The sequence below is a fragment of the Stenotrophomonas sp. STEN033 genome, from assembly GCF_056856655.1.
Genome location: NZ_JBXFWM010000007.1, coordinates 55,601 through 72,589 on the forward strand (window position 1 = coordinate 55,601; position 16,989 = coordinate 72,589).

At 64.7% G+C, this 16,989-nt stretch carries 11 protein-coding genes; 6 read left to right on the forward strand and 5 right to left on the reverse strand.

Annotated features, from left to right (window positions below; genetic code table 11):
• Positions 1 to 94: 94 nt before the first annotated feature.
• The 5 genes from otsA to AC1VXC_RS04385 form a co-directional block, all read right to left on the reverse strand.
• A complete protein-coding gene (otsA, locus tag AC1VXC_RS04365) occupies positions 95 to 1,462 on the reverse strand; it encodes an alpha,alpha-trehalose-phosphate synthase (UDP-forming) (RefSeq protein WP_313174571.1) in 1,368 nt (455 codons plus the stop codon).
• A complete protein-coding gene (locus tag AC1VXC_RS04370) occupies positions 1,459 to 3,237 on the reverse strand; it encodes a glycoside hydrolase family 15 protein (protein WP_481538026.1) in 1,779 nt (592 codons plus the stop codon). Before AC1VXC_RS04370 ends, otsA begins: the two co-directional genes overlap by 4 nt.
• Positions 3,238 to 3,291: 54 nt before the next feature.
• Complete coding sequence (otsB, locus tag AC1VXC_RS04375) at positions 3,292 to 4,038, reverse strand: trehalose-phosphatase (RefSeq protein ID WP_481538027.1); 747 nt, start codon at positions 4,036 to 4,038, stop codon at positions 3,292 to 3,294.
• Positions 4,039 to 4,252: 214 nt separating this feature from the next.
• The gene (locus tag AC1VXC_RS04380; protein ID WP_481538028.1) at positions 4,253 to 5,596 is read right to left on the reverse strand and encodes an OmpA family protein; all 1,344 of its coding nucleotides are present in this window, start codon (positions 5,594 to 5,596) and stop codon (positions 4,253 to 4,255) included.
• 242 nt (positions 5,597 to 5,838) lie between these two features.
• Positions 5,839 to 8,271: a TonB-dependent receptor plug domain-containing protein gene (locus AC1VXC_RS04385; RefSeq protein ID WP_482995007.1), complete on the reverse strand. Its 2,433-nt coding sequence runs from the start codon at positions 8,269 to 8,271 to the stop codon at positions 5,839 to 5,841.
• Positions 8,272 to 8,490: 219 nt separating this feature from the next.
• Here AC1VXC_RS04385 and AC1VXC_RS04390 point away from each other — a divergent pair, with 219 nt between their 5' ends.
• The 6 genes from AC1VXC_RS04390 (at position 8,491) to AC1VXC_RS04415 (ending at position 16,771) form a co-directional block, all read left to right on the forward strand.
• On the forward strand, positions 8,491 to 8,964 hold the full coding sequence (locus tag AC1VXC_RS04390; protein WP_481538030.1) for a DUF3574 domain-containing protein: 474 nt from the start codon (positions 8,491 to 8,493) through the stop codon (positions 8,962 to 8,964).
• A gap of 55 nt (positions 8,965 to 9,019) precedes the next feature.
• Complete coding sequence (locus tag AC1VXC_RS04395; RefSeq protein WP_481538031.1) at positions 9,020 to 9,913, forward strand: XAC2610-related protein; 894 nt, start codon at positions 9,020 to 9,022, stop codon at positions 9,911 to 9,913.
• Positions 9,914 to 9,977: 64 nt separating this feature from the next.
• Complete coding sequence (locus tag AC1VXC_RS04400) at positions 9,978 to 11,555, forward strand: hypothetical protein (RefSeq protein WP_481538032.1); 1,578 nt, start codon at positions 9,978 to 9,980, stop codon at positions 11,553 to 11,555.
• A 77-nt stretch (positions 11,556 to 11,632) separates the two neighbouring features.
• Complete coding sequence (locus AC1VXC_RS04405; RefSeq protein ID WP_481538033.1) at positions 11,633 to 12,445, forward strand: DUF3014 domain-containing protein; 813 nt, start codon at positions 11,633 to 11,635, stop codon at positions 12,443 to 12,445.
• Positions 12,446 to 12,622: 177 nt separating this feature from the next.
• Positions 12,623 to 15,211, forward strand: coding sequence for an ATP-dependent chaperone ClpB (gene clpB, locus AC1VXC_RS04410; protein ID WP_481538034.1), 2,589 nt, complete (start codon positions 12,623 to 12,625; stop codon positions 15,209 to 15,211).
• Positions 15,212 to 15,484: 273 nt separating this feature from the next.
• Positions 15,485 to 16,771: an O-acetylhomoserine aminocarboxypropyltransferase/cysteine synthase family protein gene (locus AC1VXC_RS04415; protein ID WP_481538035.1), complete on the forward strand. Its 1,287-nt coding sequence runs from the start codon at positions 15,485 to 15,487 to the stop codon at positions 16,769 to 16,771.
• Positions 16,772 to 16,989: the final 218 nt, after the last annotated feature.

The following is a 16,989-nucleotide window of genomic DNA, read 5'->3' on the forward strand; positions in this document are numbered from 1 at the left end:
GGGGCTCGCATTGCTTGCGCTCGTAGTGCATCAGCCCCTCTCCCGTTTACGGGAGAGGGGTTGGGGTGAGGGCAGCTCTAGCCTGTGTTTCCGCCTAAGTCCCTTCCAACGTCCCCAGATAATCCCGCCGCCAGCGATGGATATCATGCGTGCGCAGCTGCTCCATCATCACCTGCCAACGCTCGATCCGCTCTGCCCGCGGCATGTTCGCCGCCGTCGCGATGGCATCGGCCACGCCATCCAGATCATGCGGATTGACCAGCAGCGCCTGCTTCAATTCATCCGCCGCCCCGGCCAATAGCGACAGCACCAACATGCCCGGATTCTCCGGGTCCTGCGCGGCGATGTACTCCTTGGCGACAAGATTCATGCCGTCGCGCAAGGGCGTCACCAAGCCCACGGCTGCCTGCCGGTAGAACCCGGTCAATGTGCTGTGTGCATAGTTCTGGTTGACGTAACGCAGCGGCGTCCAATCCGCCTCGGCATGGCCGCCGTTGATATGCCCTGCCAGGCGTTCCAGGTCGCTGCGCAGCTTGCGGTATTCGGTGACGCTGCCGCGCGACACCGGGGCGATCTGCAGATAGGTCATCTCGCCCTTCTGCTGCGGGTAGCGGTCGAGGTAGCGCTCGAAGCCGTGGAAGCGTTCCGGTAGACCCTTGGAGTAGTCCAGCCGGTCCACACCGATTGCCAGCTTGCGGTGTTGCAGGCTCTGGCGCAGATCGCGTACCGGCTTGTTGCTGGCGGCGCTGCGCGCCTGCCGCGCGATGTGTTCGGTATCGATGCCGATGGGGAAGGCCGAGGTGCGCACGCGGCGTCCATCCGGTGCCTGTATCCACTCGTTGTCGACCAGGCCGCCACCGCCGAACAGGCGCACATAGGACTGGAAGCGGTCGACATCGCGGCGGGTCTGGAAGCCGAGCAGATCGTATGCGTACAAGGTCTGGAACAGGGCGCGGTGATCGGGCAAGGCCTGGATCAGGTCCGCCGATGGCACCGGCACGTGCAGGAAGAAGCCTATCCGGCAGCCCACGCCGCGCTCGCGCAGCAAGGATGCCAGCGGGATCAGGTGGTAGTCGTGGATCCACACCGTGTCGTCATCACGCAGCAGCGGCGCCAGCGTATCGGCAAACAAGGTGTTGACCTTCCAGTAGCCCTCGCGCTTGCGGCGGTCATAGTCGACCAGGTCCAGGCGGAAATGCAGCAGCGGCCACAGTGCTCGGTTGGCGAAGCCGTTGTAGTAGTTGTCCAGGTCGGATTTGGACAGGTCCATGGTGAGGTAGCGGATGGCACCATCCTGCGCTTCGTGCAGCGCGCCGCTGTCACCTGCGACGCTGCGGCCGCTCCAGCCAAACCACAGTCCACCGCGCTCGCGCAGCGCCGCCAGCAGGCCGGTTGCCAGCCCGCCGGCGCGGTTCTCGCCGGGCAACGCCACCCGGTTGGAGACGACAACCAAGCGGCTCACGAGGCCTCCTGCCAGCTGCGCGACAAACGCATGGCGGCGATCACCAGCCCCACATGCGAGTAGGTCTGCGGGAAATTGCCCCAGGCCTGGCCATCGAAGGACAGGTCCTCGGACAGCAGGCCCAGGTGATTGCGTTGCTGCAGCAGCACCTCGAACATGGCGCGCGCTTCGTCCATCCGCCCGATCGCCGCCAATGCATCGATGTACCAGAACGTACAGATGGTGAAGCTGGTTTCCGGTGCGCCAAAGTCATCCGGGGCGATGTAGCGGTACAGTGCATTGCCATGCTTCAGGTCACGGCCGATGGCCTCGACGGTGGCGATGAAGCGGGCGTCATGGGCGTCGATGAAGCCGATGTCGGCCAACAGCAACAAGGAGGCATCCAGCCGGTGACCGCCGAAGGTGTCGGTGAAGTGGCCAAGCTGCTCGCTCCAGCTCTCATGCATGATCCGCGCGTGAATCTGGTTGGCCCGTTCGCGCCAGTACACGGCGCGGCCTTCGAGTTTCAAGCGGGTTGCGATCTTCGAAAGCCTGTCACAGGCCGCCCAACACATCGCACTGGTGTAGGTATGCACTTCGGTACGGCCACGGAATTCCCACAGCCCGGCATCCGGGACGTCGTGCAAGGCGAAGGCCTGCTCGCCAAGAGGTTCCAGTCGCGCGAAGGTGTGCGTGTCGCCGGGGTCCTGCAGGCGCTGGTCGAAGAACAACTGGGTGGAAGCCAGCACCACGCTGCCGTAGACATCGTGCTGGCGCTGCACCCAGGCCAGGTTGCCGCGGCGCACCGGGCCCATGCCGCAATAGCCGGACAGCGTGGCGACTTCCTCCTCATCAAGCTTGGCCTCGAAGCCGATGCCATACAGCGGCTGCAAGCTGCCATCGGTGCTGGCCAGGTTGAAGATGTAGCCCAGGAACTGCTCCATGGTGCGGGTCGCACCGAGCCGGTTGAGTGCGCGCACCACGAAGGCGGCATCACGCAGCCAGCAGTAGCGGTAATCCCAGTTGCGGCTGCTGCCGGGGGCCTCCGGGATGGAGGTGGTCATCGCCGCGATGATGGCGCCGCTGTCCTCGTACTGGCACAGCTTCAGGGTGATGGCGCTGCGGATCACCGCGTCCTGCCATTCCAGCGGCACCGACAGGTAACGCACCCATTCGCGCCAGTAGTCGCGCGTGCGCTGCATGGCCTCCTGCACATAGCCGCTGAGCGAGCGGTTGAGCGATTCATCCACGCCCAGCACCAGGTGCACGCGGTGGTTGAGCACGAACGGCAGGCCATCGCGGACGAAGCGCACCGGCACATCGGTGGTGAGGCGCAGGACATGGTCCGGCAGCAGCCAGCGGATGTGGTTGCTGCCCCAGGTGGTTTCCGGTTGGCGCGCGCCCCAATCGGCCAACGGCCGCGCGCGCACGATGATGCGCGGGCTGCCGGACAGCGGCGTGACCTGGCGGATCAGGCTGACCGGACGGTAGAAGCGGTCGTTCTGGCGCCAGCGCGGGGCGAAATCGATGATCTCCACCGCGCCGCCATGCTGGTCGTACAGCACCGTGCGCAGGATGGCGGTATTGGTGAGATAGGACTGCTCGCTGTCGCGGAAGTCCTCCAGCTCGATGCCGAAGTCACCGCCGGGGTGCTGATTGGGGCCGAGCAGGGCGCAGAAGGCCGGGTCGCCATCGAAGCTGGGCAGGCAGCTCCATACCACGCGCGCCTGTTTGTCGATGAGCGCACCGAAACTGCCATTGCCAACTACGCCAAGGTCGAGGGTGGCGTCTTGCATTGCATACTCCTGGTTGCGCGAACGCCGCTGGCGCCGCTGTTTCCTCCGGGTGGGTCAGGTAGTGGCTGCGCGCAGCCAAGCGTGGACGGCATTGATATCAGGCAGGGCGGAGCGGGCGTGGCTGTCGCCACGCTGGCCGACCAGTACGCCGAGGCCGCCAGCGCGCTGCGCTGCCTGGAAGCCGTGTTCGTCGGTGAGGTCATCGCCGATGAAGATCGGGCGCCGGCCTTGGAAAGGCGGTTGTTGCATCAGTTGCTGCAGTGCGCGGCCCTTGTCGTGGCCACTGCCGACAAACTCGATCACATGATTGCCGGGTTGCAGGCGCACGCCGGGCAGCTGCGGCAGCGAGGCATTGGCAAAGGCGCTTACTGCCGCGCCCGCGTCGGGCGCGTTGCGCCAATGCAATGCCAAGGCCTGGCCTTTGTTCTCGATCAGTACGCCGGGATGGGCATGTGCCAGCTGCATCGCGCGCTGGTGCAGTGCATGCAGCCAGCTGGCGGTATCGCTTTCGGCAAGCGCAGCATCGGCGGCGGTGAGCAGTTGCGCGCCGTGCAGCCCGGCCATCGGCAGCTGCAGTGGCGCGAACATTGTCTGCAGCTGGCCGACCGGGCGCCCACTGAGCAGCGCCAGCGCACCGCCAAGACGCTGCTGCACGCTGGCCAGCAGCGTGAGCAGTGGGGGATCGGGCACTACCTTGTCCGGGTGGTCGGCAAAGGCGAGCAGGGTGCCATCCACGTCGAGAAACAGTGCGTCGTCGTCTGCCAGCGCCGGAGGTGGCGGTCGCTGTAGGTCATCAAGCATGCGGACACTATGCCGCAGCGGTTGTTACAGGAAGGTCATTTGGGGTGAACGGTTTGGCTTTACGTGTCTCAAGAGCGCCCTCACCCCAACCCCTCTCCCGCGTGCGGGAGAGGGGCTCACATTGCTTGCGCTCGTAGTGCACTAGCCCCTCTCCCGCCTGCGGGAGAGGGGTTGGGGTGAAGGCAAGCTTCTGCTTTTCACCCAATGCAAAGCATCACTTGGTAACCGCAAACTCGATCCGCCTGTTCTGCGCACGGCCTTCTTCACTGTCATTGCTGGCGCGCGGCTTTTCCTGGCCATAGCCCTTGGCAGTGAGCGTATCGGCGGCAACCCCCAGTTCGGCCAGCTTGGCCACCACCGCATCGGCGCGCTGCTGGCTCAAGGTCACGTTGGCAGCGGCATCACCGGTGTTGTCGGTATGCCCACCGACCTCGATCCTGGTACCAGCCGGTGCCTGCTTGATCGCGTTGGCGGCGCTGGTCAGCGTCTCCATGCTGTCGCGGGTGATGGTGGCCGAGCCGGTGTCGAAGTAGATGTTCATCAGGTTCAGCGCCTTGACCAGGTCAGCGCCGCTGAAACCGGCCTTGAGCCCTGCCAGTGCCGCCGCCGCGCGATCCCACAGGCCACTGATCTCGAAGCCGCCGAACAGGTGGCGCAGCTTGTCACTGACGGCGAAGCGGTCGGCTTCGGACATGCCGCTGGTGTCGATGTTGAGCTTGTCGCCATCGAAGCCGAACTTCAGGCCTTTGGCTTTCAGCTCAGGCAGCGCGGCGATCAGCTTGTCCAGCCAGTTGGCAGGCAGGGTAGCGGGATCGACAGTGATGTCACCGGACAGGTTGCTCTCGCCATAGGTGGCCTTGAGTGCGTCCCATAGCCGCGTCTTGTCGGCATCGGCGGCAACCCGGCCGTTGACCATGACCTTGCCGTCCACGTTCTCGAAGCCAAAGCGGGCATTGGCTTGGGCAGCGGGCTCTGATGCGGGAGCAGTTGGCGCGGTCGCCACCGGCTCTGCCGGCGGTGGTGCGGTGACATCCTCCTTTTTGCAGCTGCGGAACAACAGGAACGCTGCGATCAGGATGATCAGCGGAATCAGCCATTTCCAGAAGCTTCCGGATGCGGCTGGCGGGGGCACGGCGGCACCGCCGCTATAGCCTGCAGCAGGTGTTGTGGTGCCAAACCATCGGTCGTAGTCGGCCGGGCGCGCGCTGGGGATGCTGCCGCCCTGGGTCAATTGGCCGACGATTTTCGGCAGCAACCAGGCACCGGCCATATTCACCGCGGCAGGGGGAATGCCGAGTTTGCTGGCGATGCCGCTGGCCAGGTTCTGGCCGAAGCCGGCGCTGAACTGATCTGGTTGCAGGACGTTGTCGCCGGGCGTGGTGCCAATCCACGACGAGAACAGGCCGTCGAGGCCTGCGTCGGTAAATCGTTTCTGCAGTCCGGCGAAGCCGCCGTTGGCTGGATCGAAAATGGCATCGACAAGCTGGCGCACCAGGCGCCCTGCGTTGTCGCCAAGATGAAAGCGGTTGGCCGCTTCGCGAATCAACGACTCGAACATATACGCCTCCGCAATGGATGACCGGGCTGGAATGCGCCGGCAGGCGTAAGGAGCGCTCTGTGCTGTTAAAGCTGGATGAATTCGAGCGGCATTAGCTAGAAGCTTCCCCTCACCCCAACCCCTCTCCCGTGAACGGGAGAGGGGCTAGTGCACTACGAGCGCGAGCAATCCGAGCCCCTCTTCCCTTGCGGGAGAGGGGTTGGGGTGAGGGGAAGCTTTTAAAAAGCCATCCCCCCGAAAAATCAGAACGTAAAACGCACCCGCCCATACCAGTAGGCGCCATTGCTGCCGATTGGCGACAACACGTCATAGGGCAGGTTGCCGAAGTAGTAGATGTCTTCGTTCGACTTGTCCGGGTAGTTGTCGGTCAGGTTCTGCCCGCCGATCGCCACGCTCCACTGCGGCGTGATGCGGTACTCGACTTCCGCATCCAGCTGCCATTCGGCCTGGTAGGTCTGGGTCGGGACGTAGCCGCCACCAAAATCGAAGACGCGCTTGGCGCTGCCATGACGGCTGACGCGGCTGCTCAGTGACCAGCTGTCATTGGCCCAACTGGCGGCGAACTGTGCGCGGGTACGCGGTGCGGCATCGGTGAGCGTATTGCTCTCCTCCACGCCGAACAGCACGTAGTCCGGATTCAGTGCCAGCAACTGCGAGGGCGTGGCGACGACGTTCTTCAACTCGGTTTTGGCGTAACTCCAGGTGCCGGTCAGCAGCAGCTCACCGTCACCCAGCGACTGCCGCCAGTTGCCGACGAATTCGGCGCCACGGGTACGGGTATCGGCGGCGTTGACGAAGTAATGCGCGCTTTCCAGCCCGCCGATGCCGAACTGCTGCTGCACGAAATCGGTCAGCGCATCGCCGGTAATGCTTTCCGACAGAGCAATGCGGTCATCGATATCGATCTGGAACAGGTCCAGCGACAGGTCGAAGTGGCTGCCGATCTGGCTGGTGAAGCCGAGGCTGTAGTTGATCGACTTCTCCGGCTTCAGGTCGCTTGCGCCCAGCGCCCGCGCGATCGGATTGTTGACCGACAACAGGCGGCCCTGCACCAGCTGGCCACCGGCGGTATAGCCGGTTGAAGTGGATTCGTAGCCGATCTGGCTCAGCGACGGCGCGTGGAAGTTGTTGGAGACCGAACCACGCAGCGCGAACGCCGGCGCAAACGCGTAGCGCGCGCCGATCTTGCCGGTCAGCTCGCCGCCGAAGTCCTCGTAGTGCTCATAGCGTGCAGCGATATCGGTGGAGAACTTCTCGCCGAAGGTCGAGGACAGGCTGGTGTAGGCACTGAACACATCGCGCGACAGATGCGCTTCGTCCTGCGGGGTCAGGCCGCCGCCGGCCTGCGAGCCGGTCGGGCGGTCGGTGTAGGGGCCGGCGGCGTAGCTGGCCGGGTCACCGGCACCGGTTTCATAACGCTCGTGGCGGCCTTCGATGCCGAAGCCAAGGCTGTGGCTGTCGTTGGCACGCACGAAAATGCGTCCGAAATCGAGGTTGGCCACGGTCTGGGCGAAACTGAAATCGGCGGTCTTGAAGCGGGTCGGGCTGGTCGGGCCGAGCGAGGCGTTGAGCGAATTGCGCAGGCGATAGGTGAATTCGTTGCGGCCATGGTCGAGGCTGGCGTCGTAGTTCCAGTCGCCGAGTTCGCCGCGGGCACCGGCCACCAGCTGCACATCCAGGTTTTCGCCTTCGGAGATCGGGCGGTAGCCGTTCGGGTACAGCTCCTTCCAGTTGGCTTCGCCGTCCGGGTAACGGAAGTAATTGGCGCCTTCGGTATCGCGCTGGTTGTAGGTGCCGAAGGCATAGGCCTTGGAGGCGGCGCCGAACGGGATTTCGGCATTGAACCAGGCATTGAGGTCCTTGCTGGCGCCATCGCCCAGTGAGTAATTGCGCTTGCCGGCCAGGGCCAGATTGTCCGGGGTCTGTGCTTCCCACGGCGGGATTTGGTCGAAGCCGGCACGGTTGGTGGCTTCGCGGTTCTTCAGTTCAAGGCCGACGCGCAGGAAACCGCCGTCATCGGTCAGCGCGGTGCCGACCTTGGCGCTGAAGTAGCTGGTCTGGCCATCGGTCAGGGTGCGGTCGATCGGCTTGAGGTCGGTGTGGTGCGCGCCGAAGCTGGCTTCGATGGCGCCGCCTTCCGGCGCGTCGTCGAGGATCACGTTGATCACGCCGGCCACCGCATCGGAGCCGTACAGCGCGCCGGCGCCGTCACGCAGCACCTCGATGCGCTTGATTGCGCTGACCGGGATGGCATTGAAGTCGACCGGCGTGGTGCCCTTGCCGATCTTGCTGTCGGTGTTGACCAGGGCGCTGTTATGGCGACGCTTGCCGTTGATCAGCACCAGCACATGGTCGGGCGAGAGGCCGCGCAGCTGCGCGGCGCGGATGTGGTCGGCACCGCCGGAGTTGGACTGGCGCGGGAAGTTGAACGAGGGCAGCAGCGCCTGCAGCGCGCTGCCCAGCTCGCCGTTGACCACGCCGGCCTTGCGGATGTCCTCGGCACTGAGCACGTCCACCGGCGAGGTGGACTCCAGCACGGTTCGGTCGACGGCGCGGGTGCCGGTGACGATCACCGTGTCCAGGTTGGTGGCCTGCGGGGCGTCCTGGGCAAAAGCGGGGGAAGACAGCGCCAGCGCGATGGCCAGGCCGAGCGGGGCCGAGGTGGGGCGGGACATGGGAGCTCCAGAAACTGTGGGGAAAGCGGGACGTGGGGGAGGCGCGGATGGTGGAAAGGCTTCAGGAAGCACTTACATCCATCCGGATGAAGCGATATATTATCTTCGCGTTAACGGCGGCCGGGATGCAAGTCCTGCTGGCAATTGGTTGATAACCAAACGCGATATCCCCTGCGGTGCCTTGGATGCCACCGTGTCGTTCCTGTCCGGAGGTTTTCCATGAAGTTGCACGCTGTCCTGTTGCCCCTGTTGTTTGCCGTTGCCGGAGCTGCCCACGCCGCTCCACCTGCTGCCGAGCCTGCACCCAGTGCCCAATTGCACGGCGATGCAGCGCGACCGGCCGAAGCCGCTGGCTGGTCGCGCAGCGAGCTGTATTTCGGCGTCGGCGAGGAAACCGGGCCATCGGCACGTGAGCAGACCGACGTGATCAGCGAGGCGCAGTGGCGCGCCTTCCTGGACAAGGAAGTGACGCCGCGCTTTCCCGATGGCCTGACCGTGTTTGATGCTTACGGCCAGTGGCTGTTCCGTGGCGCGGCCGAGCCCAACCGGTTGCGCACCAAGGTGCTGGTGATCCTGCACGAGGACAGCCCGCAGCGGCGCAACGACATCGAAGCCATCCGTCTGGCATGGAAGCAGGCCACCAAGCACCAATCGGTGCTGTGGTCGCGGCAGCCGGTCGAGGTTTCGTTCTGATCCGCACTGGATCGGCTAGCCTGCGGGCAGCCTCCAACCGCAGATGAGCTTCTCGATGACGTCCCTGATATCCACGTCCCGCTGCCGTTCTGCCGCCCGCGGTTTGCTGATTGCAGCGGTTTCGCTGCTGGCAGCGCCGGCATTCGCGGCAGATGACGACGAGATCCGCTTCGAGGTCGCAACCGGTGTGAGCGCGCATGCGCGTTTGCTGGGCGACGGCAGCGTGGAGGTGGGCACCAGCCGCTCACCGGCCCGGCAGGTGTTGCCGGCGTCCACGGACGAGGAAGGTGGCGGCACGCGGCTGGGCCACGCCGACTACAACTTCGACGGTTACCAGGATCTGGACACCAGTGCGACGCTGGGTCAGGTCAACGAATCGGTCACGGTTTACCTGTACGAGCCGGCCAGTGGCCAGTTCCGCGCGTTGGCCGCACCCGAGGGCCCGGAAATCAGCTGCGAAGGCTTCTGGTCGCTGACCCCGGACCCGGCCACACGCACGTTGAGCAGCAGCTGTCGTAGCGGGCCGATGTGGTACAGCGATATCTACCGCTTTGCGGGCGAAAAGGTTTACCTGTACCGCTCAATGCGCAATGCCTTCCTCGACACCGAAGCGCTCGCGCGGGTGTTGGCGCTGGCTGAAGTGGACGATGCGGAGATCCTCACGGTGTGGAGCACCTGGGATGCCGCAGGCAAGCGGCTCGAAACCGCCATCTGGAATGCCTTCGATCCGCCGCTGAAGGACGCCCCGATGCCGGGCCGCAGCGCGTCGGTGGTGCCGGACAAGCTGCTGCTGTACAGCAAGGCTGGCGACACCTCGACCAAGCGCTACCTGCTCAAGGGCGACCGCGTCGAGTTGTTGGACGAAGCAGATGGCTGGTTGCAGTTGCGCTACCGAAATCCCAGCCGCGGCCCGGTGCTGGGCTGGGTGAAGCTGCCCACGAACGAATGACCTGTTCCATCCGCACGCATTTTCCCGGCGTTACCATCGCCTCGCTTTCCTGACGATATCCCCCATGAATTCTTCTGCATCTGCATCCCGCCCACGCTGGTTCGTCACCGGTGACCTCAACGGCTTCTTCGGCCTAGTGGTCGACAACCTGTCCATCCTCGGTTTCATCGCGATGGCGCTGGTCGGCATCTTCCAGTTCCCGGCCGATGTGGTGTTCGGCCGCATGTTCCCCGGCACGGCCTTTGGCGTGCTGATCGGCAACCTGATGTATACGCTGATGGCACGGCGCCTGGCTGCCCGCAGCGGCCGCGATGATGTCACCGCCATGCCGCTGGGGCTGGACGCGCCAACCAGCATCGGCATGGCCTTGTTGGTGCTGGGCCCGGCCTTTGCCGGCTTCAAGCAACTGGGCATGGACCCGCAGGCAGCGGCGATGCTGACCTGGAAGCTGGGCATGGCCTCGCTGGTGGTGATGGGCCTGCTCAAGCTGGTGCTGTCCTTTGTTGGCGATGCGGTCACCCGCCACGTGCCGCGTGCGGCGCTGCTCGGCTCCATCGGTGGTGCGGCGCTGACACTGCTGGGTTTCCTGCCGCTGATCGAAAGCCTGCGCCAGCCGCTGGTCGGTCTGGTCACACTGGGCGTGCTGCTGTACGTGCTGGTAGCGCGCGGCGTGGTGCCGTTGCGCCTGCCCGGCGTGTTGTTCGCACTGCTGGTGGGTGTGGTGCTGTATTACGGCCTGGGCGCGGTAGGTGCGCTGACCGGATTCCAGTGGCCGCCGGCTATCTCCTTTGCTGTGGGCCTGCCGCTGCCGACGTTGGGCTTTGTCGAAGGCCTGCCGCTGACCGTGCCGTACCTGTCGTTGCTGCTGCCATTCGGCTTGCTGATGGTAGTGGGCGGCATCAACGTGGCGGAGAGCGCGCGCGCTGCCGGTGACGATTACCGTACCCGTGACATCCTGCTGGTCGAAGCCATCGCCACGCTGATCGCCGGCGTCTGCGGCGGTGTCGCACAGACCACGCCGTACATCGGCCAGCCGGCGTACAAGCGCCTGGGTGCGCGTACCGGTTACACGCTGCTGACCGGCCTGTTCATCGGCATCGGCGGCATGCTCGGCGTGGTTGCCGGGTTGGTGCAGTGGCTGCCGGTGGCGGTGTTGGCACCAATCATCGTCTTCGTCGGCCTCGACATCACCGTGCAGGCCTTCCAGCAGACCAAGCGCGAGCACGCGATCGCGGTGGCGCTGGCCTTCCTGCCGGCCATCGCCTACCTGATCAACATCAAGTTCGGCACCTGGGTAGCACCCGATGCGGCGGCCGCCCTGTATGCAGTGGTCGATGGCCATGGCCTGTCGGACGTGGCCACCCTGCAGCTGCTTGGCAATGGTTTCATCATCAGCGCGATGATCTGGGCGGCAGCACTGGTGGCCTTGATCGAGCGCCGCGCTGGCGTGGCGGTAAGCCTGCTGTTCGTGGCTGCCGCGCTGAGTGCGTTCGGCGTGATCCATTCCACCGATCCGCGCGGTGGCATCTACCTGCCGTGGCAGCTGGAAGGCCTGCGCCAGGCCATCACCTTGCAGGTGAGCGCTGCCTACGCGGTGCTGGCGGTTGTGATCGGCCTGATGTCGCTGCAGAAACAGCGTTGATGCATGAGGCTTGAACCGCAGGGGAACCCTGCCAGATAAACAGGGTCACACCATCACGTGCAACGAAGGTGCAAGTGATGCAGAAGCGCAAAGCAGTGTGGCCCTGGGCAGTGGTTGGCGTCGTCGCGGTAGGCGGCGCTGCATGGTGGATGTTCCGTGATGATGTGGCGCAGTTGCGGCAGGCAACGCCAACCGCTGCTCCGCTGGTGGATAGCCCGGCTGCACCGGCCGTCCAACCGCCGGCTAGGCCCGAACCAGCGGCCGAGCCGAAATATCCGCTCGACGTGGCTGCTGACCCGGCCTTGCCGGCTCTGGCCGACAGCGATGCTTCCAGTTGGCAGGCGCTGAACGGGTTGTTTCCCGCAGATGCCTTGGCCGTGCTGCTGCGTGAGCAGCTGATCCAGCGCATGGTGGTTCATGTCGACAATCTCACCCAACCCAGCCTGCCAGCTGCGGCGATGGCGGTGCGGCCGTTGCCAGGCGCGCTGCAGGTGGAGCAGGGCGGTGCTGGCGGTGAGCAGTTGGCAGCCGCCAATGCCACCCGCTATGCGCCTTACGTGGATGCCTTTACCCGTGCCGATGCGGGGGCGGTAGCGGCTGCTTACAAGCGCTTCTATCCCCTGCTGCAACAGGCCTACAGCGATATCGGTCATCCCGACGGCCATTTCAACGACAGGCTGGTGGCGGTGATCGACCATCTGCTGCAGACCCCCGAGCCGGCCCGTCCGCTGGCGGTGGAGCCGGACGGCAAGGGCCGCTATCGCTTCGTCGACCCGGCCCTGCAATCGCTGTCGATCGGGCAGAAAGCCTTGCTGCGCATGGATGCCGGCCAGCAACAGGTGGTGAAGCAGCAACTGCGGGCGTTGCGCGCGGCGATCACGCGCGGCTGAGCCGCGCTGCCGCTTGCGTTGGATCAAGGTTGCGGCGACAGCAGCGGGTGATACTGGGACGGGATTGCGATTGCAGCTGAACAAGGGGGCTATTCACCCTTGAATCACGCCGTTGCAACCGCATCTGAACCAGTATCGCCGGCAGTGCTGGCAACCCAACATCGAGGAAGAAGACCCATGCGGATGGACAAACTCACCTCCAACTTCCAGAAAGCCCTGGCAGATGCCCAGTCGCTGGCAGTTGGCCGTGACAACAACATCATCGAGCCGGTGCACGTGCTCAGCGCGCTGCTCGATCAGCCCGGTGGCAGCAGCCGGCCCTTGCTGGCCCAGGCCGGTGTCAACGTGCCGGTGTTGCGCGAGCGGCTGACCGAAGCGCTGGATGCACTGCCCAAGGTATCCGGCCAGGCCGGCAGCCTGTCGATGGGCAATGATCTCAACCGCCTGCTCAACAGCACCGACAAGCTGGCCCAGCAGCACAACGACCAGTTCATCGCCAGCGAGTGGTTCCTGCTGGCGGCGGTGGACGACGGCGGCCCGGCCGGCATGGCCCTGCGCGCTGCCGGTGCCGACAAGAAAAAAGTGGAGGCCGCCATCGACAAGCTGCGCGGCGGGGAAACCGTGCAGAGCGAAAACGCAGAAGAGCAGCGCCAGGCGCTGGAGAAGTACACCATCGACCTGACCGCGCGTGCCGAGAGCGGCAAGCTCGACCCGGTGATTGGCCGCGACGAGGAAATCCGCCGCACCATCCAGGTGCTGCAGCGCCGTACCAAGAACAACCCGGTGCTGATCGGCGAGCCCGGCGTGGGCAAGACCGCCATTGTCGAAGGCCTGGCCCAGCGCATCATCAACGACGAAGTGCCCGAGGGCCTGCGCGGCAAGCGCGTGCTGTCGCTGGACATGGGCGCGCTGATTGCCGGTGCCAAGTTCCGCGGCGAGTTCGAGGAGCGGCTCAAGGCCGTGCTCAACGACCTGTCCAAGAACGAAGGCCAGATCATCCTGTTCATCGACGAGCTGCACACCATGGTCGGCGCCGGCAAGGGCGACGGCGCGATGGATGCGGGCAATATGCTCAAGCCGGCGCTTGCGCGTGGCGAGCTGCATTGCATCGGTGCAACCACCCTGGACGAGTACCGCCAGTACATCGAGAAGGATGCCGCGCTGGAGCGCCGCTTCCAGAAGGTGTTCGTGGGTGAGCCGACGGTCGAGGACACCATCGCCATCTTGCGTGGCCTGAAGGAGCGCTACGCGGTGCACCACGGCGTGGAGATCACCGACCCTGCGGTGGTTGCGGCGGCGACGCTGTCCAACCGCTACATCACGGACCGCCAACTGCCGGACAAGGCCATCGACCTGATGGACGAGGCGGCCTCGCGCATCCGCATGGAGATCGACTCCAAGCCGGAAGAGCTTGATCGGCTGGAGCGTCGCCTGATCCAGCTCAAGATCCAGCGCGAAATGCTGAAGAAGGAAAAGGACGACGCCTCGCGCAAGCGCCTGGCCGACCTGGATGCCGACATCGACACGCTGGAGCGCGAGTTCTCCGACCTCAACGAAATCTGGAAGTCGGAGAAGGCCGCGCTGCAGGGCGCAACCAAGATCAAGGAGCAGGTCGAGAAGGCCAAGCTCGATCTGGAAGCCGCCCAGCGACGCCAGGACTTCGCCAAGATGAGCGAGATCCAGTACGGCCTGCTGCCCAACCTGGAAAAGCAGCTGCAGGCCGCGCAGGAAATGGAGCGCAAGGACTTCAAGCTGGTGCAGGACAAGGTGACCGACGAGGAAATTGCCGAGGTCGTCTCGCGCTGGACCGGTATCCCGGTCAGCAAGATGCTGGAAGGCGAGCGCGACAAGCTGCTGCGCATGGAAGATATGCTGCACAACCGCGTGGTTGGCCAGGAAGAAGCGATCCGCGTGGTTTCCGACGCGGTGCGGCGTTCGCGCGCCGGCCTGTCGGACCCGAACCGTCCGAGTGGCTCGTTCCTGTTCCTGGGCCCGACCGGCGTGGGCAAGACCGAGCTGACCAAGGCGCTGGCCGACTTCCTGTTCGATTCGCCCGACGCGATGGTGCGCATCGACATGAGTGAGTTCATGGAGAAGCACAGCGTGTCGCGCCTGATCGGTGCGCCCCCGGGTTATGTGGGCTACGAGGAAGGTGGCTATTTGACCGAGGCGGTGCGTCGTCGCCCGTACAGCGTGATCCTGCTGGACGAGGTGGAGAAGGCGCATCCGGATGTGTTCAACATCCTGCTGCAGGTGCTGGACGACGGTCGTTTGACCGATGGCCAGGGCCGCACCGTGGACTTCCGCAATACCGTCATCGTGATGACCTCGAACCTGGGCTCGCACCAGATCCAGGACATGAGCGGCGACGACAGCCCGGAAGCCTATACGCAGATGAAGGCGGCGGTGATGGGCGTGGTGCAGGCGCACTTCCGTCCGGAGTTCATCAACCGCCTGGACGACATCGTCGTCTTCCATCCGCTGGACAAGGAGCAGATCAAGCAGATCGCACGCATCCAGATGCGTGGGCTGGAGAAGCGGCTGGGCGAGCGTGGTTTGCGCCTGGAGGTGTCGGATTCGGCCTTCGATGTGCTGGGCAATGTTGGCTTCGATCCGATCTATGGCGCGCGTCCGTTGAAGCGTGCCATCCAGGCCCAGTTGGAAAACCCGCTGGCGCAGAAGATCCTGGCCGGCGAGTTCGCCAGCGGCGACACCATCAAGGTGGAAGCTGGTGGCGGTGGCCAGTTGCAGTTTGGCAAGGGCTGAGAGCCGGAGCTTCAAGTGCTTTAAAAGCTGCCCTCACCCCAACCCCTCTCCCGTAAACGGGAGAGGGGCTTGGATCGTGTCGGCGGCTAGTGCGTTAGCCCCTCTCCCGCTTGCGGGAGAGGGGTTGGGGTGAGGGGAAGCTTCTAGCTAGAGATGCACGTTTCAAAAAGGCATCAGCAAATAACGCCCCCTCACAAGTAACCCCTGCAACCGTCCACCGGTTGCCATCCATCCTCGGCTATCGTCAGCGGTCACTCCTTGGCGAGCACCCCGATGACCGATCCGCAGTGGAAGCCTGAAACCATCGCCGTGCATGGCGGCTATTCCCCCGACCCGACCACCCGCGCGGTGGCGGTGCCGATCTACCAGACCGTTGCCTACGCCTTCGACGACACCCAGCACGGTGCCGACCTGTTCGATCTCAAGGTGCAGGGCAATATCTACACACGCATCATGAACCCGACCACCGATGTGCTGGAAAAGCGCATCGCTGCATTGGAAGGCGGCATCGGTGCATTGGCGCTGGCCTCGGGCCAAGCCGCGATCACCTACGCGATCCAGACCATTGCCGAGGCCGGCGACAACATCCTCGCCTCCAGCGCGCTGTATGGCGGCACCTACAACCTGTTCGCGCACACACTGCCGCAGTTCGGCATCCAGCCCCGTTTCGCCGACTACCGCGATCCGCAGGCATTTGCGGCGCTGATCGATGAGCGCACCAAGGCGGTGTTCGTCGAATCCATCGGCAACCCGCGCGGCAACATCACCGACATCGAGGCCATCGCCAGGATCGCCCATGCCCATGGCGTGCCGGTGATCGTCGACAACACCGTGGCCACGCCGTATCTGCAGCGCTCCTTCGATTTTGGTGCGGATATCGTGGTGCACTCCTTGACCAAGTATCTCGGCGGCCACGGCACCAGTCTGGGCGGCGCCATCGTCGATTCCGGCCGCTTCCCGTGGGCCGAGCACAAGGCGCGCTTCCCGCGCCTCAATACGCCGGACATCAGCTACCACGGCGTGGTCTATACCGAGGCATTGGGGCCGGCGGCCTTCATTGGTCGTGCCCGCGTGGTGCCGCTGCGCAACATGGGCCAGGCGATTTCGCCGTTCAACGCCTTCCAGATCCTGCAGGGGATCGAGACGCTGGCGCTGCGCATGGATCGCATCAACAGCAATACGCTGGCGGTGGCCAACTACCTGCAGAAGCATGCAAAGGTCGCCTGGGTGAACTACGCGGCGCTGCCGGACCATCCGGAACATGCGCTGGTGCAGAAGTACCTGCGTGGCCACGGCTCGGGCGTGCTGACCTTCGGTTTGCCGGGTGGGCGCGAAGCCGGCGCGCGCTTCCTGGATGCCTTGCAGCTGTTCACGCGACTGGTGAACCTGGGCGATGCCAAGTCACTGGCCACGCATCCGGCATCCACCACCCATCGGCAGTTGGATGAGGCCGAGCTGGAAAAGGCCGGGGTAACGCTGGACACCGTGCGCCTGTCGGTGGGCATCGAGCATATCGATGACCTGCTGGCGGATCTCGAGCAGGCGTTGGCTGGGGCTTGAGTCCCAGCTTGGACGCTGCAGAGGAGAATCAAGGGCGGGGTTCGCTTGTTAGAAGCTTCCCCTCACCCCAACCCCTCTCCCGCAAGCGGGAGAGGGGCTAACGCACTACGAGCCGCCGCAATCCTGGCCCCTCTCCCGCATGCGGGGTGAGAAGGGCTGTTTGCGAACCAAAGGTTCGCAGCCATTTGAACGCGCTTGCGTCAGCGCAAGGGCCGGGG

Bases quoted from the DNA above. Each gene is read 5' to 3' on its own strand.
- AC1VXC_RS04405 (WP_481538033.1), top strand. From the start codon at position 11,633: ATGCAGAAGCGCAAAGCAGTGTGGCCCTGGGCAGTGGTTGGCGTCGTC.
- AC1VXC_RS04415 (WP_481538035.1), top strand. From the start codon at position 15,485: ATGACCGATCCGCAGTGGAAGCCTGAAACCATCGCCGTGCATGGCGGC.
- AC1VXC_RS04370 (WP_481538026.1), bottom strand. From the start codon at position 3,237: ATGCAAGACGCCACCCTCGACCTTGGCGTAGTTGGCAATGGCAGTTTC.
- AC1VXC_RS04385 (WP_482995007.1), bottom strand. From the start codon at position 8,271: ATGTCCCGCCCCACCTCGGCCCCGCTCGGCCTGGCCATCGCGCTGGCG.
- AC1VXC_RS04390 (WP_481538030.1), top strand. From the start codon at position 8,491: ATGAAGTTGCACGCTGTCCTGTTGCCCCTGTTGTTTGCCGTTGCCGGA.
- AC1VXC_RS04395 (WP_481538031.1), top strand. From the start codon at position 9,020: ATGACGTCCCTGATATCCACGTCCCGCTGCCGTTCTGCCGCCCGCGGT.
- otsB (WP_481538027.1), bottom strand. From the start codon at position 4,038: ATGCTTGATGACCTACAGCGACCGCCACCTCCGGCGCTGGCAGACGAC.
- AC1VXC_RS04380 (WP_481538028.1), bottom strand. From the start codon at position 5,596: ATGTTCGAGTCGTTGATTCGCGAAGCGGCCAACCGCTTTCATCTTGGC.
- clpB (WP_481538034.1), top strand. From the start codon at position 12,623: ATGCGGATGGACAAACTCACCTCCAACTTCCAGAAAGCCCTGGCAGAT.
- AC1VXC_RS04400 (WP_481538032.1), top strand. From the start codon at position 9,978: ATGAATTCTTCTGCATCTGCATCCCGCCCACGCTGGTTCGTCACCGGT.